Source organism: Pantoea sp. Z09 (genome assembly GCF_022394795.1).
GTDB lineage: Bacteria > Pseudomonadota > Gammaproteobacteria > Enterobacterales > Enterobacteriaceae > Pantoea > Pantoea latae.
In genome coordinates this window covers 2383625-2404626 of record NZ_CP092373.1, presented here as the reverse complement: position 1 = coordinate 2404626, position 21002 = coordinate 2383625, and the positions used below count along the sequence as shown (strand labels likewise).

The window sequence follows — 21002 nt, the reverse complement described above, 5'->3', positions numbered from 1 at the left end:
TTTCCCGCCCGTCAATACGTAAGATTTCGCTTGCATTAAAGGCGAGGCTGCGCATAATCGCAAACCGCAATAATAATGATTATCAATAACCTTCGTATTAGGGATCGACTATGCGCCGTTCGCTTTCTTCCCACGGATGTAAACCGACGCTGCTGGCCTTGCTGGTCAGCACCGGTTGTTTGCCAGTGATGGCTGCGACTACCAACACCAGTAACACCGATTTAACCACCAGCAACAGCGAGCAGACGCTGACCGTAACCGCTGCGCCGCAAAGCGATTTTAAGCCCGGCGGCGACCAGCTGGTGCCTGCTTACCTTGACGGTCAGGTGGCGCATGGCGGCCGTCTCGGCATGCTGGGCGAGCAAAACGCCATGGACGTGCCGTTTAACGTCATCGGCTTTACCTCGAAAATGATTCAGGATCAGCAGGCGAAAACCATCGCCGACGTGGTGAAAAACGACGCGGGCGTGCAGAACGTGAAGGGCTACGGCAACTTTGCCGAGAGCTATCGCATTCGCGGCTTTGAGCTTGACGGCGATGACATGACCTACGGCGGTTTGCCAGGCGTGGTGCCGCGTCAGGTCATGGACGCTTCGCTGGTGGAGCGCGTGGAGATTTTCAAAGGCGCGAACAGCCTGCTGAACGGCGCGGCCAGCTCCGGCGTGGGCGGCCTTATTAACCTGGAGCCTAAGCATGCAGAGGATCTGCCGCTGACCCGCGTCGGCGTGGATTACACCTCTGATTCCCAGATCGGCTCGAGTATCGATACCGGACGTCGCTTTGGTGATAATAATCAGTTCGGCGTACGCCTGAATGCGATTCATCGCGAAGGCGAAACCGGCGTGGATGGCGAAAAGAAAAGAACCACGGCGGCCTCTATTGGCCTGGACTATCGCGGCGATCGCCTGCGCACCTCGCTGGATGTCGGCTACCAGAAAAAAACCTTCCATGACGGCCTGCAGGGCGTCAACATCAGCGGCGTCGATTTTATTCCTGCCGTGCCGTCGAATTCCCATAACTACAGTCAGAAATGGGTCTACAGCGATATGGAGTCAGAGTTCGGTATCGCAAAGGCCGAATATGACCTGACCGACAACTGGACCGCCTATGCCGGGCTGGGCGCGCAGCATGCGCATGAAACCGGCAACTACGGCACGCCGAAGCTGACCAACAGCGACGGCGACGCGACCATCAGCACCTTCAACACCAACCGCATTCAGGACAACATGAGCGGTATGGCGGGCGTGCGCGGCAATTTCACCACCGGTTTTGTCACCCATAAGGTCAACGTCGGCTACTCCGCGCTTACCACCAACGCGAAAAACGCCTACAACATGTCGCTGACCGGGGTCGCCACCAATATTTACCACACCGGCGATCTGGATGCGCCGTCGCCCAACTACGCCGGCGGTAAATTCTCCGATCCGCTGACCACCGCCCGCTCACGCACGCAAGGCTATCTGCTGAGCGACACGCTGGGCTTCTTTGATGATTCGGTGCTGCTGACGCTGGGCGCGCGCCATCAAAAAGTGGTGGTACGCAACTACAACTACAACACCGGCGCCGAAGATACCTCATCGCGCTACACCAACAGCCGCTGGATGCCGACCTACGGCCTGGTGTATAAGCCCTGGCAGAGCATCTCGCTCTATGCCAACCATACCGAAGCGCTTCAGCCGGGCGAGGTGGCACCGAACAACAGCACGGTTACCAATCCGGGCGCTATCACCGGCATCGCCCACTCAAAACAGAATGAAGTGGGCGTCAAGGCTGACTTCGGCCGCGTGGGCGGCTCGCTGTCGCTGTTTGATATCCGCAAGCCTTCCGGCATCATCAACGCGTCCGGCGCCTACGCGATGGACGGCGAAGAGCGCCACCGCGGCATGGAAACCAATATTTTTGGCGAGCCTGTGCTGGGTCTGCGCCTTAACGCCAGCGCCACCTGGCTCAATCCAGAAATGGAAAAAACGGAAAACGGCACCTATGACGGCAAGCAGGCGATCGGCGTGCCGCGCTATAACTACGCGCTGGGCGCCGAGTATGACATCAAGCCGCTGGAAGGCCTGACGGCGACCGCGCTGCTGAATCATTCAGGTTCACAGTGGGCCGATTCTGCCAATACCAAAAAGATCGACAGCTATACCACGCTGGATGTGGGGATGCGCTACCGTATGAAGCTCAACCAGAATGATATGGTCTGGCGCGTCGCGGTCGAAAACGTGACCAATGAGAAATACTGGGCCAATGTCGACAGCACCGGCACCTACCTGGCGCAGGGCGACGGACGTACCCTAAAAGTCGGCGTCAGCTACGACTTTTAATGCATCAACGGGGCGCGCAATGCGCCCCGTCTCTTTTGCTGCAAGAAAACGCTGGCGGGCCGGTGGCTTTCGATTACACTGGTCGGCGCCGCAAGCCTGCGGCGATCCCCGTTTTCTGTTGAGAATGTATGCTCCCACCGTCACCGCACGATCCGCAAGATGAGCCCCTTCGCCAGTCGCTGGACGACGCGCACTTCGCCATCGTGGTGCTTGCGGTGACCTCCGTTACGCTTATAATCGTCGTCCTGATGGTGACGCTCTGGATGAGCTAAAGCGAACGGCAGGACGTTCAGAAGGAGAAAGTATGGAGTCGCGAGATGACAAACTGATCGCCATTATCGGCCTGCTGGCGGCCTGCCTGATTGGCGTGGTGTTCCTCTTCGCCATGACCTGGCTTACCGATGTTCGCCATCCCGCCGATCCCTCGCTTGAAGTTCAGAGCTGCACACCGAAAAAGCCACCGGTTCACCGCAGCTGAAATTTTGTCTGAAATTTAATCTGCTGGCTGCGCAGCACCAGCGCCAGCCCTTCGTGCAGCGTGCGGTTGCCGTTGGGATCGCCCAGCCCAAACAGCGCGCCTGGCGAGCGGCGGTCGTCCGCCCAGGCGGGATACTCCACCACCGGATAGAGCGAAATTCCCTCCAGCCCAATTCCCTGATCCAGCGCCAGCATCGCCTCTTCGCTGACGTGCTGCAGCCAGGCGGCGCGCGCGTCGCCTTCCGCGCCGGTTTCCGCCAGCAGCAGCGGACGCTGGTAGCGCTGCCAGCACTGCGCCAGCAGGCGATGCAGCGGCTGGCGCAGCGGATGGGCCGCGGGCATCGGCTCGCCGGGAAAGAACCAGTGATTATCGGGATAGTAGTTCAGGCCGAGGATATCCAGACAGTCTTCACTGCCGCCCAGTTCGCTGTCGATGCGGCCCGCCAGCATATCCCATGCTTCGAACTGCGCCTGGTGCTGCGCGTCGGCGTAGGGTTTACTGTCGAGGTTGTGCGGATCGCTGGCGATCTGCACCAGCGGATCGGTCAGCACGAAGCGCGCCTCAGGATAGACGTCGCGGATGGCGTGGATCGCCGCCAGCGACGCGCGCACCAGCTGGCGCTTTAGCTCTTTGCCCCGGTTGGCGACGTGGGGATTGAACCAGGCGACGTCGGCGCCGGCCCAGGCCCAGAACGAAATCTGATTGACCGGGGTGAAAAAGGGCTGGGTGATGCCTTCATCGCGCATCACCTGCGCCATCGCGCGGGCGAATCGGGCGAAATGATCGATAAACGCGGCCTTCCAGATGTTAAGGTGATCGGGATAGCCGAAGTGCGCCAGCTCCCAGATAATCTGCATCTCATGCTGCTTCGCCGCGCGCACCATTGGCAAAAAGCTGCTCCAGTCGTAGCGGTCCGGCTCTTTTTCAATCAGATACCAGCGCGCGCCGTCGCGCGCCGTCTGCAGGCGCTGCGCCGCCAGCGCGGCGTAATCCTTCTCCAGCAGCATATCGTGGCCGCTGCTGATCACCATGTCGAGCCGCTTGCCAGGCGTGCGGCAGGCGGTAGAGCAGGGAAAGCTGCCCTGAAAAAAGGTGTTAAACAGCTGGGGATGGTGGCGCTGAAGCCGGGATGAATCTGACGTCATGGTCCGCTCCTCTGGCTGGCCGGTCGCGATAGTCTGGCTAAGTCTAGTTGAAAAGTGCGGCAGTTGGCCGCTCTCGGACTCCGCGTATAGCCATATTCGGCGAAGCGTTAAATAATAAGAGCGTGTCGATTATCCAGGGAACCCCAATGACCGAAGCGTTAAACCTGTCGCCTGACCTCTCCGACGTCAGCTGGCTCGAGGAGATTGTCGGCCCGCGCAGCGCGCGCCATCCGGGGCTGAGCGGCATTCACCCGCTGGCCGACGGGCTGGACGCCTTCGCCGCGCGCTATCTGCTGATGGGCAAGGCGGAGCGCACGCTCGATGTGCAGTACTATATCTGGCAGAACGATATGTCGGGACGACTGCTGTTCAGCGCGCTGCTGGAGGCAGCGGGGCGCGGCGTGAAGGTGCGGCTGCTGCTCGACGACAACAATACGCCGGGCCTGGACGACACCCTGGCGCGGCTCGATCGCCATCCGAACATTACCGTTAAGCTGTTTAATCCCTTCTCCTTCCGCACCCTGCGCGCGCTGGGCTATCTCTCTGATTTCGCCCGGCTCAACCGACGCATGCACAATAAAAGCTTCACCGTGGACGGCGTGGCGACCATCGTCGGCGGCCGCAACGTCGGCGACGAATATTTTGCCACCGGCAGCGAACCGCTGTTCGCCGATCTCGACGTGCTGGCCATCGGCCCGGTGGTCGCCGAGGTGTCGAACGATTTCGAGCGCTACTGGCAGAGCAAGCCGGTGGCGCCGCTGAAAAGCGTGCTGGACGAGAGCGAGCAGCAGGATGGCTCGGTGGCGCTGCCGCCCGACTGGCGCGACAGCGAGGCGGTGCAGCGCTATCTGGCGCGCCTGGAAAGCTCGCATTTCGTTAGCCAGCTGGAGCAGGGCACGCTGCGCATGACCTGGGCGAAGGCGCGTCTGCTGAGCGACGACCCGCGCAAGGGGCTGGGGCGGGCGAAGCGCAAAAGCCTGCTGCCGCAGCGCATGCTGGAGGTGATCGGCGCGCCGCAGCGGCAGTTCGATATTATCTCCGCCTATTTCGTGCCGACGCGCGCCGGCGTCGCCCAGCTGCTGGCGCTGAAGCGGCGCGGGGTAAAAATTGCCATCCTTACCAACTCGCTGGCGGCTAACGACGTCTCGGTGGTGCACGCCGGCTACGCCAAATGGCGCAAAAAGCTGCTGCGGCGCGGCATTGAACTGTATGAGCTAAAGCCGCAGTCCGGCGTGCCGGACGCGCCGCACGATCGCGGCCTGACCGGTAACTCCGGCTCCAGCCTGCACGCCAAAACCTTTACCGTCGATCAGGAGACGCTGTTTATCGGCTCCTTTAACTTCGATCCGCGCTCGGCGGTGCTGAATACCGAAATGGGGCTGGTGATCGAGAGCGAAGCGCTGGCGCGCCAGACCCATCAGCGTTTTAGCGCGGCGATGCGCAATCGCGCCTGGGCGCTGCGCCTCGATAAGTGGGGACGCGTCAACTGGGTGGAGTACGCCGGCGAGGCGCGGGAGATCGTGCACAAGCATGAGCCGCGCTGTACCTGGGTGCAGCGCCTGCTGGTGCGGCTGGTGTGGCGGCTGCCGATCGAGTGGCTGCTGTAGCTGCAAAGGGCGCAGCTTCTGCTGCGCCCCCGATGCGCTATTTTTTCTGCGCTTTGCCGGAAAACAGAAAGCGCAGCAGCGGAATACGCAGGTGGATCTCATACAGCAGGAACGCCACGCCGAACACCAGCGCCAGCCCGACGAAAAAGCCCAGCGTGTTGTTGCCGATCAGCGGCGTAATAAAGATGCCGTACAGCAGCGTCAGCGGATGGTGCACCAGGTAGATAAACAGCGAGGCGTTGACCAGGTACATAATGCGCGGCGAGTGAGAGTTAAGCATGCGATGGCCGAAGCTGAAGCAGACATTGAGCATGCAGAGCCCCATCAGCGTGGTGATTAACGCATCCAGCTCATAGAGCCAGCCGTCGCCGCTGCTGTAGCGCTGGTTAAGGCTGTAGGCGATAAACACCAGAATCGCGCCGAAGCACATCACCGGATTAAAGCGCACAAACAGCTGCTTGAGGGCAGGGTGCTTCCACGCCAGCGCGCCGAGCATAAAGAACGGCAAAAACAGCAGCGTCTGCATCACCATAATGCTGAACAGGCCATCCATCAGCAGCGCGGGGAAAAAGGTGAACACCGCGCGGCGGAAAATATCCCACAGCAGCGCATAGCCCATGATCCCCAGCGTGACCTTGCCCCAGCCGATGCGGCTGTAGTCGAGGCGATGCTGCTGCCGACGCAGCCAGTTAAAGGTCACCATGCCCAGCGCCGTGAGGATCACCAGCACCACGAGGAACCACAGATGGGAGATCAGCTCCCACATCAGGTTATTGAACTTGCCGTAAAGCGTCAGGCTGTCCCAGTTGGCCAGCTTGTCCGACAGCGCGCGCAGCATAAAAAACTGCGGCAGGGTGATCAGCGGCACGGCGGTCAGCAGCGGAATGCCGACACGCTCCATGCGCACCTTGAGCCAGCGCTGCGGCTCATAGCGCAGGTAGAGCATGTAGGAGAAATAGCCGGAGATAACAAAAAAGACCTGCATACGGAAGGCGTGAATAAAATCGTTCAGCACCGTCAGCCAGAGCGACGCCTCCTGGCTGTTGACCGCCCATTTCTGCGTGGAATAGATGAGGGAAACGTGAAACGGCACCCCCAACAACATCAGATAGGCCCGAATTGAATCGAGGAAATATTCACGTTCAGGTTTTGCTGTGCTCATAACGTCCCATTATGTTCGCTGTTTGGCCAGTTTCGCCCTGAAACCGGAGTATACCGGGGTGAAATTCTACCCGCAGTAAACAGGGTATACTATCAGTTGATTCTGGAACGTTTAATTGTCCTAAAAGCGGGGCGCTTGCTGACGAAACCACGGAACAATCTTTTGGATATGCTGTCGGAAAACCGAATAATCCTTTAAGATAAATGGGTTTGTACTTAGCACACGAAAGGGGGGGGATGTGCTGATTAAAGTGGAAAATAAAGGCGGGCTGATGAAGATGCGCTGGGTTGGCGCGGCAGTTCTGCTGGCGTTGTACGCCAATAATAGCTGGGCGTTTAACCTTGATGATGTCGCCAAACAGGCGAAAACGCTGGCAGGGAAAAGTTTTGAAGCGCCTAAGAGCAATTTACCCTCTCAGTTTCGTGAAATGAAATTTGCTGACTATCAGCAGATCCAGTTTAACCACGATAAAGCGTACTGGGGCAAACTGCGTACGCCGTTCAAACTTGAGTTTTACCATCAGGGCATGTATTTCGACACGCCGGTAAAAATCAACGAGGTCGCGGCTAACGCGGTGCGCGAGATCAAATACAGCCCTGACTATTTCAACTTCGGCAACGTCAAGCACGACGCCGATGCGGTGAAAAACTTAGGGTTCGCCGGTTTTAAAGTGCTTTATCCGCTTAATAAGCGGGACAAAGACGACGAAATCACCAGCTTCCTCGGCGCCAGCTACTTCCGCGTCATCGGCGGCGATCAGGTTTACGGTCTCTCTGCGCGCGGCCTCGCCATCGACACGGCGCTGCCGTCCGGCGAAGAGTTCCCGCGCTTTAAAGAGTTCTGGATCGCGCGTCCGAAGCCGCAGGATAAACAGCTGGTGATCTACGCGCTGCTCGACTCGCCGCGCGCCACGGGCGCCTATCGCTTTACCGTACATCCGGGCAAAGAGACCACCGTCGACGTGCAGTCGAAGGTCTATCTGCGCGATAAAGTCGGCAAACTGGGCGTCGCGCCGCTGACCAGCATGTTCCTGTTTGGCGCCAACCAGCCGTCGCCGGTGACCAACTTCCGTCCGGAGCTGCATGACTCTGACGGGCTGTCGATTCACAGCGGCAACGGCGAATGGATCTGGCGGCCGCTCAATAATCCGCGCCATCTGGCGGTGAGCACCTACACCATCGAAAGCCCGAAAGGCTTTGGCCTGCTGCAGCGCAGCCGCGACTTCAGCCGCTATCAGGATCTTGACGACCGTTACGACATGCGTCCGAGCGGCTGGGTTGAACCGCAGGGCGACTGGGGCAAAGGCCGCGTCGAGCTGGTGGAGATCCCGACCGCAGACGAAACCAACGACAACATCGTTGCCTTCTGGACGCCGGAAAACCTGCCGGATCCAGGCAAAGAGATGAGCTTCAGCTATCGCCTGCACTTTACGCGCGACGAAAGCCAGCTCCACTCTGACGACGTCGCGTGGGTGAAAAACACGCTGCGCTCGGCGGGCGACGTCAAGCAGTCGAATCTGGTGCGTCAGCCGGACGGCTCGATCGCCTTTACCATCGATTTCGTGGGTAAAGCGATGAGCGAGATGCCGGACAACAGCCAGGTCGCGCCGCAGGTGAGCGTGGGCGACAACGGCGAAGTGGTTGAGCAGAGCGTGCGCTATAACCCGGTCACCAAAGGCTGGCGTCTGGTGCTGCGTCTGCGCGTCAAAGATAACAAACAGCCTACCGAAATGCGCGCCGCGCTGGTTAGCGGCGACAAGACATTGACGGAAACCTGGAGCTATCAGTTACCTGCCAATGAATAATCCGACATTGATCCCTAAAAACTACGTGGAAGCCCTGCCGCTGGATGCGGCAGGGAAGGCCCGGTTAAGCGCCTCGCTGCAGCACGCCGAGGCGTTTCACTTCATCCACGAGACGCTTGGCCAGGATGTCGCCGCCAGCGATCGTCCCGACGACGCACCGCTTAAGTCGGTTTCTGCCCGCGTCAAAATGGCGTGGCCGGATTCGCTGGCCGACGGCGCGCAGTTCGGCAAGGATTACCTTGACCGCACCACGCTGAAGGCGATGCCGAAGGTGAAGCGCTCGCTGATGTTCCCGGAAGCCTGGCGCACCAACCCGCTGGTGCGCGCCTGGCGTTCGCTGCGCGGCGAAAAACTGACGCATCGCTACGCCACGGCGGAAGAGCAGCGCGCCGAGGAGAAGTGGCGTCACGTCGGCTCCATTCGCCGCTACGTGCTGCTGATCCTCACCGTGTTCCAGACCGTTATCGCCACCTGGTACATGAAAACCATCCTGCCTTATCAGGGCTGGACGCTGCTCGACCCGATGGAGATGCTTAACCAGAACTGGCAGCAGTCGGTGATGCAGATCCTGCCTTACGTGCTGCAGACCGGGATCCTGTTCCTGTTCGCGATCCTCTTCTGCTGGGTCTCGGCGGGCTTCTGGACCGCGCTGATGGGCTTCCTGCAGCTGTTGATCGGCCGCGACAAGTACAGCATCTCTTACTCGACGGTGGGCGACGAAGCGCTGAATCCCGAGCACCGCACCGCGCTGATCATGCCGATCTGCAACGAAGACGTGGAACGCGTTTTCGCCGGCCTGCGCGCGACCTGGGAATCGGTGGTGCGCACCGGCAACGCAGACCATTTCGACGTCTACGTGCTGAGCGACAGCTACGATCCCGATATCGCCATTGCCGAGCAGAAAGCCTGGATGGAGCTGGTGCGCGACGTGGGCGGCGCAGGTAAGATTTTCTACCGCCGTCGCCGTCGTCGCGTGAAGCGTAAAAGCGGCAACATCGACGACTTCTGCCGTCGCTGGGGCAGCAACTACAGCTACATGGTGGTGCTGGATGCGGACAGCGTGATGAGCGGCGAGTGCCTCACCGGTCTGGTGCGCATGATGGAAGCGAACCCGAACGCCGGGATTATCCAGTCGTCGCCGAAGGCGTCGGGCATGGATACGCTCTACGCGCGCTGTCAGCAGTTTGCCACGCGCGTATACGGTCCGCTCTTCACCGCTGGTTTGCACTTCTGGCAGCTGGGCGAGTCGCACTACTGGGGACACAACGCCATTATCCGCGTGAAGCCCTTTATCGAGCACTGCGCGCTGGCGCCGCTGCCGGGTGAAGGCTCCTTTGCCGGGTCGATTCTATCGCACGACTTCGTCGAAGCCGCGCTGATGCGTCGCGCCGGCTGGGGCGTCTGGATCGCCTACGATCTGCCGGGCTCCTATGAAGAGCTGCCGCCGAACCTGCTGGACGAGCTGAAGCGCGACCGCCGCTGGTGTCACGGCAACCTGATGAACTTCCGCCTGTTCCTGGTGAAAGGGATGCACCCGGTGCACCGTGCGGTGTTTCTGACTGGCGTGATGTCCTATCTTTCGGCGCCGCTCTGGTTTATGTTCCTGGCGCTCTCCACCGCGCTGCAGGTGGTGCACACGCTAATGGAGCCGACCTACTTCCTGCAGCCGAGGCAGCTCTTCCCGGTCTGGCCGCAGTGGCGTCCTGAACTGGCGATCGCGCTGTTCTCGACCACCCTGGTGCTGCTGTTCCTGCCGAAGCTGCTCAGCGTGGTGCTGATCTGCTTCAAGGGCGCGAAACCGTACGGTGGTGCGTTCCGGCTGTTTATTTCCCTGCTGCTGGAGATGCTCTTCTCTGTGCTGCTGGCACCGGTGCGCATGCTATTCCACACCGTGTTTGTGGTCAGCGCCTTCCTGGGCTGGGAAGTGGTATGGAACTCGCCGCAGCGCGACGACGACGCCACGCCGTGGAGCGAAGCCTTCCGTCGTCACGGCTCGCAGATGCTGCTAGGCATCGTCTGGGCGGTTGGCATGGGCGTGCTGGATCTTAACTTCCTCTGGTGGCTATCGCCGATCGTCTTCTCGCTGATCCTCTCGCCGTTTGTCTCGGTGATGTCGAGCCGCGCCACGGTCGGGATGAAAAGTCGACGCGCGAAGCTGTTCCTGATCCCGGAAGAGTATGAGCCGCCGAAAGAGCTGGTGGACACCGATCGCTATCTGCAGCTCAACCGCGAGCGCGCGCTGAAGCATGGCTTTATGCATGCGCTGTTCCATCCGGCGTTTAACGCGCTGGCCACCGCGCTGGCGACGTCGCGTCACAGACAGAGCCAGCTGCTGGACTACGCGCGCGACCGCCGCGTCGACCAGGCGCTCAGCGACGTGCCAGAGAAGCTGAACCGCGAACAGCGGCTGCAGCTGATCAGCGACCCGGTGGTGCTGGCGCGCGTGCACTCGCGCCTGTGGGAAAACAGCGACAAGTATCATCAGTGGGTTGAGAGCTACCAGAAGCTCGCGCTTAATCCGCTGGCGTTACCGCCGCAGACACGTTAAGGTTCGATAAGATAAAGCGGCAGCAATGCCGCTTTTTTTATGAATGCGGTTTTAACGCTGTCATTACATTTTACTGGCGTAAAAGCGCGTTAAAAGCCGGGCGGTATTGATTACAATAGCCGCTGTTTGAATTAGGTATCGCGTGTGAAGAGTGTGCTGAAAATAACGGTTGTCGCGCTGATGGCGCTATTATTGAGCGGATGCGGCAGCATTATTAGCCGCGCCGTGCCCGGACAGGGACACGGCAACCAGTACTATCCTGGCGTGCAGTGGGATGTGCGCGACGGTGCGTGGCGCGTTATTACCATCCTCGATCTGCCGCTGTCGCTGGTTGTGGACACCCTGCTGCTGCCGGTGGATGCCCAGCACGGCCCCTACGAGTAGTTACAGCAGGCGGTCAGACTCGCTGTTGTCATCTTCCCACTCCTGCGCCGCCGCTTCGCCCTCTTCGCTGTCGAGGGGAGGCTCAAGCTGGAACTCACCTTCATCCCATTCGTGCAGGGTGTTTTCAGCTAACCACTCCTGACGCAGCTCAACTTCATCGAAATCGCCGTCAAAAATGGCCTGCGCCGCCTCGCCGCTGCGGATCGGCAGACATTCGCCGCTTTCGCCTTCATCTTCAAAGAATTCCGCCTGCCACATAATATCGCCATCCTGCATCACATACTTCTGCAGGCCGAACTGACTCACGCTGACATCCTCTTCCTCGATGTCGGGATGATCGGCGAGAAACTCTTCACGTGCAGCATCAATGGCTTCCTCTAAGGTACTGAACATGCTCATCACTTTTCTCCTTGCCTGATTAACGGGATGTAGGAGAAGGATAGACGAAATTTTTCAGGGGAAAGGAGAAAAAGAGGGGCGGGAGAGAAAGTCGTCCCGCCGCCGCCGGTCAGAGCGATTTCTGCGGGAAGTGCAGCACCGGCCGCACCGTTTCACGGATAACCGGCGCAGAGTAGCGAATGCAACATTTAATACAGGGTTTGACCTTTTTAAAGTTAATTCGCGCAATAGATAACGCCTGATTCAGGTTATATAACGTACCGATAAAAACCATGTCGTTTTTATCCGGCATACGCTTACACTCTTTGCGGTGTAAATAATGATAATTCTCCTGATCGGTACTGATTGTCACGTAGTAATAGATGCCTTTATTCATTTTATGTTCCTGCTAGAGATTTGCTGTGTGTAATCTTTTTATATTTTTAGAAGGACGGTGAAATAACTAACTTTCACGGTCGAAATTACCGAGGTATGTCTGGGTTTACAAATTCCATAAAGGTATAACGCCGTAATTTAAATTGCATAATGAGTATATGTGACGCGCTTAATAAGACAATGCCTTGTAAAATAAGTTAATTTTACTGCATACATAAGCTAAAGCAAAGAATTGTCAATGAATAAATAAGAAAAGGCCTGGAATCAATATAAATCAGGGCCAATTAAGATAAACCTCAAACATTAATTTCGCAGCCTGTTATTTCTCTTGTTCCGGCCTCTGTTCCTGTTTTCGCCTTAATTAATGTAGCCGCCGTAAACATTTAATAAAGATCGGTAATCGTTATCAGACACGCTTGAGTTTAGGCTGGCCTTTTTAGCCAATAATACAAGATATAACTCTTTAAAAACAAGGTGTTATAGAGGTTATTCTCATGGCGTAAGGGTAAGCGGCAGTGATGCTTATCGCCGGCGAGCAGAGCGCCGCTCGCCGGCAAAAGGTTAATAACGTGAGGGCTCGCCTTCGGGGCGGGTTTTAAAGCGACGGTGCAGCCACATATATTGTTCCGGCGCCAGCAGGACGCCTTCTTCCACCACTTTATTCATCGCGGCGGCGGTGGCGACGTCGCTGTCGAGCGGCATCTGCTCGCTGACGTCCGGTAAAATCAGCATTTGATAGCCGCGGCCGTGCGGCAGGCGGCGCGGCACAAAGGGCACCACGTGCGGCTTGCCGCTGCGGATCAGCAGATAGGTGCCGACCGTGGTCGCGGCTTTCTCCACCGCGAAAAAGGGAACGAAGACGCTGCTGCGCGGGCCATAGTCGTGGTCAGGCGCGTACCAGATGATATCGCCGTTTTTCAGCGCGCGGATCATGCCCTTCAGGTCTTTGCGATCCAGCATGCTTTTGTTGGATCGCATGCGACCCCAGGTTTGCAGCCAGTCGATCAGCTTGTTGTCGTTGGGACGATAAACGCCGATGCCGGGGTTATAGATGCCGAAAATACGCGCGCCCAGCTCCAGCGTCAGAAAGTGCATGCCGATCAGCAGCACGCCGCGCTGCTCATCTTTCGCTTTTTGAATATGCTCAAGGCCTGACACGTCGAACCACTTCTTGATGCGCCAGTCGGGCCAGAACCACGCCATGCCGGTTTCAATCAGTCCCATGCCTACCGACTCGAAGTTATGCTTGACCATCGCCTCACGTTCGCTGCTGGGCATATCGGGGAAGCAGAGTTCCAGATTGCGCTGGGCGATGGCGACGCGGCGCTTTAAGAAGCGCATGGCGATACGGCCTAAACCGCAGCCGAGCACATAGAGCAGCGGATAGGGCAGCAGCACCAGCAGGTAGAGGAACGCGATGCCCAGCCAGGTCAGCCAGTAACGGGGATGCAGAAGTTCTCGGGAAAATTGCGGCAGTTGAGTCATAGGAAAAAGCTTATCCTGCGTAATGCGCCTGATGGCGCCAATATCTCGTTGATTTTCCCCTATTGTGCCAGCTTTTCTTCTGCGCTGAAATAAACGCGGGTGGATTGCGCAGGCGACGAATTGAAAATCCGCCGCTCCACAGGTGGGATAAAAAGCCGCGTCAGATCAATTTTCTTTGCATCCTGACGCATTGCTGTATCATGTGCGGCGCAATTTTTATCCCCAACAGGAACGAACACCATGCCAGTGTTACACAACCTTGTTAACAATAAAGAGCTGAAGGCGCGCATGCTGGCGGAGACCGAACCGCGCACCACCGTCTCATTCTACAAATATTTTCACATCGCCGACCCCAAAGCCTTTCGCGACGCGCTCTATCTCGGCCTGACTGAACACAAGGTGTTTGGTCGCGTTTACGTGGCCAAAGAGGGCATTAACGCGCAGATCAGCGTGCCGGCCAGCCGCTATGAGCAGATGAAAGCGTTTCTCTACGGCTTTGATCCCGCGCTGGACAACCTGCGCATGAATATCGCCCTCGACGACGACGGGAAATCCTTCTGGGTGCTGCGCCTCAAGGTGCGCGACCGCATCGTAGCGGACGGCATTGAAGATGAGAGCTTTGACGCCAGCGATGTCGGCACCTATCTGAAGGCGGCGGACGTCAACGCGATGCTCGACGATCCCGATGCGGTGTTTGTCGATATGCGTAACCACTACGAATATGAAGTGGGTCGTTTTGACAATGCGATGGAGATCCCGGCCGATACCTTCCGCGATCAGCTGCCGATGGCGGTCGAGATGCTGCAGGAGCAGAAAGATAAAAAAATCGTGATGTACTGCACCGGCGGCATTCGCTGCGAAAAGGCGAGCGCCTGGATGCGGCACAACGGTTTCGACGATGTCTATCATGTAGAAGGCGGCATTATCGAATATGCGCGTCGCGCGCGTGAACAGGGATTGCCGGTGCGTTTCAAAGGCAAAAACTTTGTGTTCGACGAGCGTATGGGCGAGCGTATCTCTGATGACGTGCTGTCGCAGTGTCATCAGTGCGGCGCGCCGTGCGACACCCACACCAACTGCGTCAACGACGGCTGTCATCTGCTGTTTATTCAGTGTCCGAGCTGCGCCGAGAAGTTTCACAACTGCTGCAGCCCGCTCTGTATGGAAGAGTCGCAGCTGTCGCCGGAAGAGCAGCGCGCGCGCCGCGCCGGTCGCGAAAACGGTAACAAAATTTTCAACAAGTCGCGTGGGCGCCTGACGATGGCGATCCCGTCGCCGGATAAAGAGTAACGCGTTGAGCCTGACGCCGGTGCGTCAGGCTTTTTGCGTTTAGCGGTCGAAGCGGGAGAGTGAGAAAGGCGCGAGGTCGAACGAGAAAGGTTTATCGAGCGCGAACTCCGTCGCCAGCTCGCCCAGCACGCTGGCGAACTTAAAGCCGTGGCCGCTCAGCCCGGTGATAATCAAACGATTCGGCTCATTCGGCAGCGTATCGATAATAAAATCTTCGTCGGGGCTGATGTCATAGCTGCACGCCTCGCCGTGCAGACAGACGCCGACTCCTGGCAGGAATTTCCGCAAAAAGGCAAAAGCGTCGCTGCCATCTTCGGCGTAGCTGCCGAAGGGTTTGCGATCGTCCGGTGCCGTCATCGGCTGACCGCCGTCGTGGCGCCCCAGCTTTAACGCGTTATTGTCCGCCGGGAAGCCGTAGAACTGGCTGCCGTTCTCCATCTCAACCGTAAAGCCGGGAAACTGATTGTTTTCGCTGTAGCGCCCGTCTGCCTGATACCAGGCGAAGACTTTGCGCGTCGGCTTCAGCGGCAGATTGGGCACCAGCTGGCCGACCCAGGTGCCGGCGCTGATCAGCAGCTTGCGCGCGCGGAAGGTGCCATCCGCCGTCACCACCTGCTGCAGATCGCCGTCGCGGCCAATGTGCGACACGCCGCAGTTAAACAGCTGCGCGCAGCCCGCCCGTTCGGCGAGGGCGATCCAGCTGCGCACCGCCTGCTCGCACTTCAGATAGCCCGACTGCGGTTCAAACACGCCGATATAGCCGTCCGGCACGGCAATCTGCGGCCAGCGCTGACGCACCTCGTCCGCCTGCAGCACCTGTATGTCCAGCTTCCAGGCCTGCGCGCTCTCAATGACGTTGCGAATAAACTCCGAGTGAACGGGCGCGAGGTTAATAATGCCGCTGCGGTGCATAATGCGTTCGCCGGCCAGCTGCTCCAGCTCATCCCACAGCGTCTGCGCGCGCAGCACCAGCGGAACATAGCGTTCGCCTTCGCCGTAGGCGTGACGGATCAGGCGCGTTTCGCCGTGATGCGCGCCCTGGGTATGCGGCGGATGGGCGGAATCGATCATCAGCACCGACAGGCCAGCCTGGGTGGCGTAAAAGCCCGCGGCGGCGCCGACGGAGCCGCTGCCCACCACAATCAGATCATAAATCATTGAAGGGTAAACTCCTGAAAGCCGTAACACGCCCAGCAGCATACCAGAATCAGAAATGAAAAAGGCACCCCTGAGGGTGCCCGTTTATCTGGCTGAGGCTAATGTTTGGACTGGTAACGTTCCATCTGCTCAGCCGATTCGATCTTGGCAATGCCAGCTTCAAGAATCGAGATAAATTGCCTTGCCACGTCTGTTGTCAGCCAGTAGGTTGGTCCGACGTCTGCTTCTTCTTCTTTTTGATCCTGCGAGGAGAGCGAATGTAAGCGGATCATCATGGCGTCGTAGCTGTCTACGGTACTGATATCCCAGCCCACCAGCGGGTGAGTCTGAATAACGTCTTTATTTCTGTCCATTATAACCTCCTTATTACTCGTTAAACGAAGTGCATGATGAGGTTCAATGCGGCTTTTTTATCCAGTAGCGAGACAATTATAACAGAAAATATGTGATCTCCGATTAAAAAATGCGGCGAACAAAAAGTGAGCGAAATAATCGGCGTTAAAAAGGGCGTTCAAAAAAATAAAATGCCTGACGCATCAGGCAGTTTTTTCCGGCGCCAAAATCAGGCCACAGGATCGGCAGGCTGTGCGCCGGGATGCTTTTGTAACACCTGCGCCAGACGAGCGAAGTGCTGCTGCAGATGTTCATCATGATTCTGGTTTTGCGCTTCAAGCGTCAGGTGATGCACCATCAGCTGAGCGGCACGCTCGTCCAGGCAGAAGGTCAGGCTGGAAAACGCGCTTTCCAGCACCGTCAGGCGACGTTGCTGCTCGGCGATCAGCGCCAGCAGTTCGCCGAAGGTCATGGCCTCTTCCGGATTGTCTGTCATCATTTCGTCTCACCTCCTGTTAAGCATAACGAGCGCAAGAATAGGCGATTGATCGATCAGAGTCTAGATGCAGGAAAATGTTCTGGCGAGGGGGGAGAGTGATAAAAAAGCCGGATGGCGACACCCGGCAAAAACTGCGCAGTGGCGGTTAATCGGTAACAAACCAGTCGTCAGCGCTCTCCCAGGTTTCCTGCAGGATATCGCTGACCCGATCGCGCGTCTCTTTACCGCCGCCCAGCACGCTGAGCTGGTTTGCGGTGGCATAGCGCACTTTGACGTGGTTCTGGCCGTCGGGAAATTCTTCATCGAGACGGCGGGAAAGTTCTGCCGTCAGCGCCTCCATGGCGCCAGACGGAAGCGGGGACGTTTTGGCAACGGTAATTTCAACACGCATAGCAGCCTCCGGATTAGATACTGTATATATCTACAGTATAATTGCGCCGGAGGCAAGCGAAAGCGCAGATTAGATTTTCACGCGCCAGTTTAGCGTCTCGCCGGCAAGGAAAGGCACCAGCGCGTGTTCGCCCATGCTGATGCGCTCCTCCACCTTCCAGGGTTCGCGCACCAGAGTGACGGAGCCCTCGTTGAGCGGCAGGCCGTAAAAGCGCGGGCCGTTCTCTGAACAGAACGCCTCGAAATGCTGCAGCGCGTCCAGCTCCTCGAAGACGGTGGCGTAGGCGGGCAGCGAGGTCGGTGCGTTGAATACGCCTGCGCAGCCGCAGCTCGCCTCTTTCAGGTGACGCAGATGCGGCGCGGTATCGGTGCCGAGGAAGAAGCGTGGATGGCCGCTGGCGACCACCTTGCGCAGCGCCTCCTGATGCACGTTGCGCTTCAGGATCGGCAGGCAGTAGAGATGCGGACGCACGCCGCCGACCAGCATATGGTTGCGGTTGAACATCAGGTGCTGAGGCGTAATGGTGGCGCCGAGCTTGTCATTACCTGCCTCGACATACTGCGCAGCCTCCTGGGTGGTGATGTGCTCGAAGACGATCTTCAGCTCTGGATACTGTTTGCGCAGCGGCTCCATGACCGTTTCGATAAAGCGCGCCTCGCGGTCGAAAATATCGATGTCGGCGTGGGTCACTTCGCCGTGGATCAGCAGCGGCATGCCGATCTTCTGCATGCGCTCCAGCACGCTGCTGATGGCGGTGATACTGGTGACGCCGTGGCTGGAGTTGGTGGTGGCGTGCGCCGGGTAGAGTTTCGCCGCGGTAAACACGCCAGCGCTAAAGCCCTGTTCGATTTCGTCAGGATCGAGCGAGTCGGTAAGGTAGCAGGTCATCAGCGGCGTAAACGCGTGTTCCGCCGGCAGCGCGGCCAGAATGCGATCGCGGTAGGCGACGGCGGCGGCGACGCTGGTAACCGGCGGCACCAGGTTGGGCATCACGATGGCACGTCCGTTAACCGCGCTGGTGTAAGGCAGGACCGTTTTAAGCATCGCGTCGTCGCGCAGATGGATATGCCAGTCGTCAGGGCGGCGGATAGTGAGTTGTTGAGGCTGTGCAGTCATCAGTGAAGCTCCGGCTTGTCAGGAAACGTAGAGGCGCGTTTTGGCCGGGTACAAAGCATAAGGTGTCGGGCAACCGTTTGCACTTCTTTTCTTACAGGGAAGGGGAAAAGGACAGCGGGCACGGCTCCAGACCGCAGATGAGCTTACAGCGCGGGTGACATGGACCGAAGAGCAAAGCGTCCCGCGCAAGGGACAAAAACGCCTGGAGCGTTTTTGAACAACGCAGAGCGTTGGCCCGTTTACGGGCGTACCTCAGGGAGGAGGTGCGTATCCACGCGGGCCGAGCCGCCAGGGATGGCGCTTTTGCGTCTTTGCGATCGGGCCATGTCACCCACGCCTGCACCTTGTTACTGCGTAAACGGAATCACCAGCTGGCCTGGCTCGACCTTCAATCCTTTAGCGAATTTCTTCGCCAGCGCCTCGCCTTTGCTGCGATCGGTGCTCAGCACCCAGGCGGGCTTTTGATCAAAGTAGCTTTTCAGCGACTGATTAAGATAGGGCGTCAGGCTTTTCATTACCGCGGCCATCTTCTCCGGCTGCACCTGGGCGTCGACGATCTCCAGATCGCGCAGGAAGACCGCGCCCTGCTGCGCGTCAAACACCGGCCGCGCCTTCATCTTCAGCTGCATATCCGCCTCCTGCGGGCCGAACAGCGAGGTGACGTTGATTTTCGCCTTGCCGGTCAGCGTAACGCGGTCCGGCTCCTCGCGACCGATCTGGCTACTGAGATCGGTTAACAGAATATGGGCGTTCACCAGACCGGCGACGCCAATATCTTTTTCATAGTTGTTGTGCTTCGCCAGCGCCTGATTCACTTCCTGCTCGCTGATGGTGTACTGCGTGAGCTGATTGCAGCCGCTAACCAGCACGGCGAAAAACAGGGCCGACAGCCCAAGAAATACCTTTTTCATCTTGTCCTCATCCAGATGGGTGCTTATGCAGCGCATAGGGTGCCTGAATGCGGAAAGGGTGTCATTAAGAAGGCGATGAGAAACGCAGGCGCGCCTCTCATCGCATCGCGTCAGATGGCGATAGAGGAGAGCAGGTTGACCTGCGTCTGTTTCGCCATATTGTCGCGGTAGTCTGCGACGCGGCTCGGCCAGTCGATGCCGGCCACCAGCGTCAGCGAGCGCAGCAGCGGGAAGAGATGAATATCATCTTCCGACAGCTCGCCGTTGACCGCATTCGGCTTGACGATCAGCTTGTCGAGCTGGCGCAGATCGTCGCTGACGTTTTTGATCAGGCCGGGCGCATGACGCTTCAGCTCGGCGAAGTCGCCGATCGCCGCCTCTTTTTTGCTGCGGAAGTAGCTGCGCGCCTCTGGCGTGGCAAATTCGGCAAACGCGGCGTCAGCGATGCGCGGCAGCAGCAGCTTGTTAATGTAGCTATTGGTATGGCGCAGCCAGTCGCTGATAGCCGGATTGGCCTTGCCGGTCAGCAAAGGTTCGCCGTCGCTTTTATCGATCAGACGCACAATATCGAGGCTCTCCGGCATCGCGCTGCCGTCATCTTTTTGCAAAATGGGCGCCATTTTCTGACCCACCAGCTTTTTCGGCGTCGCTTCGTCGTCGTTAAGCATCACGATCAGCTCGACCGGCAGGTTTTTCAGGCCAAAAATCATGCGCGCTTTGACGCAAAAGGGGCAGTGGTCGTAGATGTAGAGTTTCATCCCGGTCTCCTTTGGTGTTCAGAGTGACGGGCGTCACCCTGAATGAGGACGTGCCGGAAGTATGGAAGAGATTCAGGCCCAGGGCAAACCCGAGCCGGGCGCGAACGGCGAGGGGCCAGCGCCCATCAAGACGTTTCCGCCTGAGCGTTAACGAATATTTTACCGAAGCAGAGGCGACGGTTATAGTGAAAGCCATGTGACTGGCCCCGCTTTCTCTAAGCCTCAGATTTCAGGAGTCATGATGTTTGGCTATCGTTCTGCCGCGCCCAGGGTGCGATTGACCACCGACAGGCTGGTGGTTCGTCTGGTCCATGAGCGCGACGCCTGGCGGCTGGCGGATTACTACGCCGAAAACCGCACCTTCTTAAAACCCTGGGAGCCGGTGCGCGATGAGAGCCACTGCTATCCCTCTGGCTGGCAGGCGCGTCTGGGTCTGATCACCGATATGCATAAAAGCGGTTCCGCCTATTACTTTGTCCTGATGGATCCCGAAGAAAGCGAAATTCGCGGCGTGGCCAACTTCAGCAACGTGCTGCGCGGCTCGTTTCACGCCTGCTACCTCGGCTACTCGCTGGGCGAGAAGTGGCAGGGGCAGGGACTGATGTTTGAGGCGCTGCAGAGCGCAATTCGCTATATGCAGCGTCAGCAGCACATCCACCGCATCATGGCGAACTATATGCCGCATAACCAGCGCAGCGGCGACCTGCTGGCGCGCCTCGGCTTCGAGAAAGAGGGTTATGCGAAAGATTATCTGTTGATTGACGGTCGCTGGCAGGATCACGTGCTGACCGCGCTCACCAGCCAGGAGTGGACGCCGGATCGGCGTGGCTAATAAGGA

General features: G+C 58.3%; 22 protein-coding genes. 9 read left to right on the top strand and 13 right to left on the bottom strand.

Annotation, left to right across the window (positions count from 1 at the left end; translation table 11 throughout):
* Window positions 1–110 precede the first annotated feature (110 nt).
* From MC269_RS11515 to MC269_RS11505, 3 genes are all read left to right on the top strand, one after another.
* Window positions 111–2321 (top strand): TonB-dependent siderophore receptor, encoded by a 2211-nt coding sequence (locus MC269_RS11515; RefSeq protein ID WP_239952481.1) that lies wholly within the window; start codon window positions 111–113, stop codon window positions 2319–2321.
* Window positions 2322–2449: 128 nt separating this feature from the next.
* Window positions 2450–2593 carry a hypothetical protein gene (locus MC269_RS11510; RefSeq protein WP_167376549.1) on the top strand — a complete coding sequence of 48 codons (144 nt, stop codon included), beginning with the start codon at window positions 2450–2452 and terminating at the stop codon, window positions 2591–2593.
* A 32-nt stretch (window positions 2594–2625) separates the two neighbouring features.
* Window positions 2626–2799 carry a hypothetical protein gene (locus tag MC269_RS11505; protein WP_167376548.1) on the top strand — a complete coding sequence of 58 codons (174 nt, stop codon included), beginning with the start codon at window positions 2626–2628 and terminating at the stop codon, window positions 2797–2799.
* On the opposite strand, the gene MC269_RS11500 is transcribed toward MC269_RS11505, so the two are convergent.
* Window positions 2787–3944, bottom strand: a complete 1158-nt coding sequence (locus MC269_RS11500) for a beta-glucosidase (RefSeq protein WP_239952480.1) — start codon at window positions 3942–3944, stop codon at window positions 2787–2789. The two genes, MC269_RS11505 and MC269_RS11500, sit on opposite strands and share 13 nt — an antisense overlap.
* A 146-nt stretch (window positions 3945–4090) precedes the next feature.
* On the opposite strand from MC269_RS11500, the gene MC269_RS11495 reads away from it, so the two are divergent.
* Window positions 4091–5551, top strand: a complete 1461-nt coding sequence (locus tag MC269_RS11495) for a phospholipase D family protein (protein ID WP_239952479.1) — start codon at window positions 4091–4093, stop codon at window positions 5549–5551.
* Window positions 5552–5588: 37 nt separating this feature from the next.
* Here the strand turns inward: MC269_RS11495 and mdoC are convergent, their stop codons facing one another.
* Window positions 5589–6713, bottom strand: a complete 1125-nt coding sequence (gene mdoC, locus MC269_RS11490; protein ID WP_239952478.1) for a glucans biosynthesis protein MdoC — start codon at window positions 6711–6713, stop codon at window positions 5589–5591.
* Between the two features lie 268 nt (window positions 6714–6981).
* Between mdoC and MC269_RS11485 the strand changes: the two genes are divergently transcribed.
* From MC269_RS11485 to MC269_RS11475, 3 genes are all read left to right on the top strand, one after another.
* Window positions 6982–8517: a glucan biosynthesis protein G gene (locus tag MC269_RS11485; protein ID WP_174580886.1), complete on the top strand. Its 1536-nt coding sequence runs from the start codon at window positions 6982–6984 to the stop codon at window positions 8515–8517.
* Complete coding sequence (gene mdoH, locus MC269_RS11480) at window positions 8510–11065, top strand: glucans biosynthesis glucosyltransferase MdoH (RefSeq protein ID WP_239952477.1); 2556 nt, start codon at window positions 8510–8512, stop codon at window positions 11063–11065. Before MC269_RS11485 ends, mdoH begins: the two co-directional genes overlap by 8 nt.
* A gap of 180 nt (window positions 11066–11245) precedes the next feature.
* A complete protein-coding gene (locus MC269_RS11475) occupies window positions 11246–11449 on the top strand; it encodes a YceK/YidQ family lipoprotein (RefSeq protein WP_371824382.1) in 204 nt (67 codons plus the stop codon).
* Here MC269_RS11475 and MC269_RS11470 read toward each other — a convergent pair whose 3' ends face one another.
* From MC269_RS11470 to MC269_RS18785, 4 genes are all read right to left on the bottom strand, one after another.
* Entirely contained in the window at window positions 11450–11848 is a 399-nt protein-coding gene (locus MC269_RS11470; RefSeq protein ID WP_081135385.1) for a MysB family protein, read from the bottom strand.
* A 109-nt stretch (window positions 11849–11957) separates the two neighbouring features.
* Entirely contained in the window at window positions 11958–12224 is a 267-nt protein-coding gene (locus MC269_RS11465; protein WP_081135381.1) for a hypothetical protein, read from the bottom strand.
* Between the two features lie 560 nt (window positions 12225–12784).
* On the bottom strand, window positions 12785–13708 hold the full coding sequence (locus MC269_RS11460) for a Kdo(2)-lipid IV(A) acyltransferase (RefSeq protein WP_239952475.1): 924 nt from the start codon (window positions 13706–13708) through the stop codon (window positions 12785–12787).
* A gap of 59 nt (window positions 13709–13767) precedes the next feature.
* Window positions 13768–13899, bottom strand: coding sequence for a hypothetical protein (locus MC269_RS18785; protein WP_256461754.1), 132 nt, complete (start codon window positions 13897–13899; stop codon window positions 13768–13770).
* 49 nt (window positions 13900–13948) lie between these two features.
* Between MC269_RS18785 and MC269_RS11455 the strand changes: the two genes are divergently transcribed.
* Window positions 13949–14998 carry a rhodanese-related sulfurtransferase gene (locus MC269_RS11455; protein ID WP_239952474.1) on the top strand — a complete coding sequence of 350 codons (1050 nt, stop codon included), beginning with the start codon at window positions 13949–13951 and terminating at the stop codon, window positions 14996–14998.
* Window positions 14999–15037: 39 nt separating this feature from the next.
* On the opposite strand, the gene solA is transcribed toward MC269_RS11455, so the two are convergent.
* The 7 genes from solA to grxB all read right to left on the bottom strand — a co-directional run bounded on the left by solA (window position 15038) and on the right by grxB (window position 20164).
* Window positions 15038–16156, bottom strand: coding sequence for an N-methyl-L-tryptophan oxidase (gene solA, locus MC269_RS11450; protein WP_239952473.1), 1119 nt, complete (start codon window positions 16154–16156; stop codon window positions 15038–15040).
* A gap of 98 nt (window positions 16157–16254) precedes the next feature.
* Window positions 16255–16509 carry a biofilm formation regulator BssS gene (gene bssS, locus MC269_RS11445; RefSeq protein WP_081135362.1) on the bottom strand — a complete coding sequence of 85 codons (255 nt, stop codon included), beginning with the start codon at window positions 16507–16509 and terminating at the stop codon, window positions 16255–16257.
* Between the two features lie 209 nt (window positions 16510–16718).
* Window positions 16719–16988: a hypothetical protein gene (locus MC269_RS11440; protein ID WP_081135357.1), complete on the bottom strand. Its 270-nt coding sequence runs from the start codon at window positions 16986–16988 to the stop codon at window positions 16719–16721.
* Window positions 16989–17133: 145 nt separating this feature from the next.
* Window positions 17134–17379, bottom strand: a complete 246-nt coding sequence (gene dinI / locus MC269_RS11435) for a DNA damage-inducible protein I (RefSeq protein ID WP_081135352.1) — start codon at window positions 17377–17379, stop codon at window positions 17134–17136.
* A 69-nt stretch (window positions 17380–17448) separates the two neighbouring features.
* Window positions 17449–18495, bottom strand: a complete 1047-nt coding sequence (gene pyrC, locus MC269_RS11430) for a dihydroorotase (protein ID WP_239952472.1) — start codon at window positions 18493–18495, stop codon at window positions 17449–17451.
* Window positions 18496–18842: 347 nt separating this feature from the next.
* Window positions 18843–19406, bottom strand: coding sequence for a lipoprotein (locus MC269_RS11425; RefSeq protein ID WP_081136351.1), 564 nt, complete (start codon window positions 19404–19406; stop codon window positions 18843–18845).
* Between the two features lie 110 nt (window positions 19407–19516).
* Complete coding sequence (grxB, locus tag MC269_RS11420; protein WP_239952471.1) at window positions 19517–20164, bottom strand: glutaredoxin 2; 648 nt, start codon at window positions 20162–20164, stop codon at window positions 19517–19519.
* Window positions 20165–20405: 241 nt separating this feature from the next.
* Between grxB and rimJ the strand changes: the two genes are divergently transcribed.
* On the top strand, window positions 20406–20996 hold the full coding sequence (gene rimJ / locus MC269_RS11415; protein WP_239952470.1) for a ribosomal protein S5-alanine N-acetyltransferase: 591 nt from the start codon (window positions 20406–20408) through the stop codon (window positions 20994–20996).
* Window positions 20997–21002: the final 6 nt, after the last annotated feature.

What these genes read in the sequence shown, in the direction of transcription:
- MC269_RS11515 (WP_239952481.1), top strand. Translation starts at nt 111, where the DNA reads ATGCGCCGTTCGCTTTCTTCCCACGGATGTAAACCGACGCTGCTGGCC.
- MC269_RS11510 (WP_167376549.1), top strand. Translation starts at nt 2,450, where the DNA reads ATGCTCCCACCGTCACCGCACGATCCGCAAGATGAGCCCCTTCGCCAG.
- MC269_RS11505 (WP_167376548.1), top strand. Translation starts at nt 2,626, where the DNA reads ATGGAGTCGCGAGATGACAAACTGATCGCCATTATCGGCCTGCTGGCG.
- MC269_RS11500 (WP_239952480.1), bottom strand. Translation starts at nt 3,944, where the DNA reads ATGACGTCAGATTCATCCCGGCTTCAGCGCCACCATCCCCAGCTGTTT.
- MC269_RS11495 (WP_239952479.1), top strand. Translation starts at nt 4,091, where the DNA reads ATGACCGAAGCGTTAAACCTGTCGCCTGACCTCTCCGACGTCAGCTGG.
- mdoC (WP_239952478.1), bottom strand. Translation starts at nt 6,713, where the DNA reads ATGAGCACAGCAAAACCTGAACGTGAATATTTCCTCGATTCAATTCGG.
- mdoH (WP_239952477.1), top strand. Translation starts at nt 8,510, where the DNA reads ATGAATAATCCGACATTGATCCCTAAAAACTACGTGGAAGCCCTGCCG.
- MC269_RS11475 (WP_371824382.1), top strand. Translation starts at nt 11,246, where the DNA reads ATGGCGCTATTATTGAGCGGATGCGGCAGCATTATTAGCCGCGCCGTG.
- MC269_RS11470 (WP_081135385.1), bottom strand. Translation starts at nt 11,848, where the DNA reads ATGAGCATGTTCAGTACCTTAGAGGAAGCCATTGATGCTGCACGTGAA.
- MC269_RS11465 (WP_081135381.1), bottom strand. Translation starts at nt 12,224, where the DNA reads ATGAATAAAGGCATCTATTACTACGTGACAATCAGTACCGATCAGGAG.
- MC269_RS11460 (WP_239952475.1), bottom strand. Translation starts at nt 13,708, where the DNA reads ATGACTCAACTGCCGCAATTTTCCCGAGAACTTCTGCATCCCCGTTAC.
- MC269_RS18785 (WP_256461754.1), bottom strand. Translation starts at nt 13,899, where the DNA reads ATGCGTCAGGATGCAAAGAAAATTGATCTGACGCGGCTTTTTATCCCA.
- MC269_RS11455 (WP_239952474.1), top strand. Translation starts at nt 13,949, where the DNA reads ATGCCAGTGTTACACAACCTTGTTAACAATAAAGAGCTGAAGGCGCGC.
- solA (WP_239952473.1), bottom strand. Translation starts at nt 16,156, where the DNA reads ATGATTTATGATCTGATTGTGGTGGGCAGCGGCTCCGTCGGCGCCGCC.
- bssS (WP_081135362.1), bottom strand. Translation starts at nt 16,509, where the DNA reads ATGGACAGAAATAAAGACGTTATTCAGACTCACCCGCTGGTGGGCTGG.
- MC269_RS11440 (WP_081135357.1), bottom strand. Translation starts at nt 16,988, where the DNA reads ATGATGACAGACAATCCGGAAGAGGCCATGACCTTCGGCGAACTGCTG.
- dinI (WP_081135352.1), bottom strand. Translation starts at nt 17,379, where the DNA reads ATGCGTGTTGAAATTACCGTTGCCAAAACGTCCCCGCTTCCGTCTGGC.
- pyrC (WP_239952472.1), bottom strand. Translation starts at nt 18,495, where the DNA reads ATGACTGCACAGCCTCAACAACTCACTATCCGCCGCCCTGACGACTGG.
- MC269_RS11425 (WP_081136351.1), bottom strand. Translation starts at nt 19,406, where the DNA reads ATGAAAAAGGTATTTCTTGGGCTGTCGGCCCTGTTTTTCGCCGTGCTG.
- grxB (WP_239952471.1), bottom strand. Translation starts at nt 20,164, where the DNA reads ATGAAACTCTACATCTACGACCACTGCCCCTTTTGCGTCAAAGCGCGC.
- rimJ (WP_239952470.1), top strand. Translation starts at nt 20,406, where the DNA reads ATGTTTGGCTATCGTTCTGCCGCGCCCAGGGTGCGATTGACCACCGAC.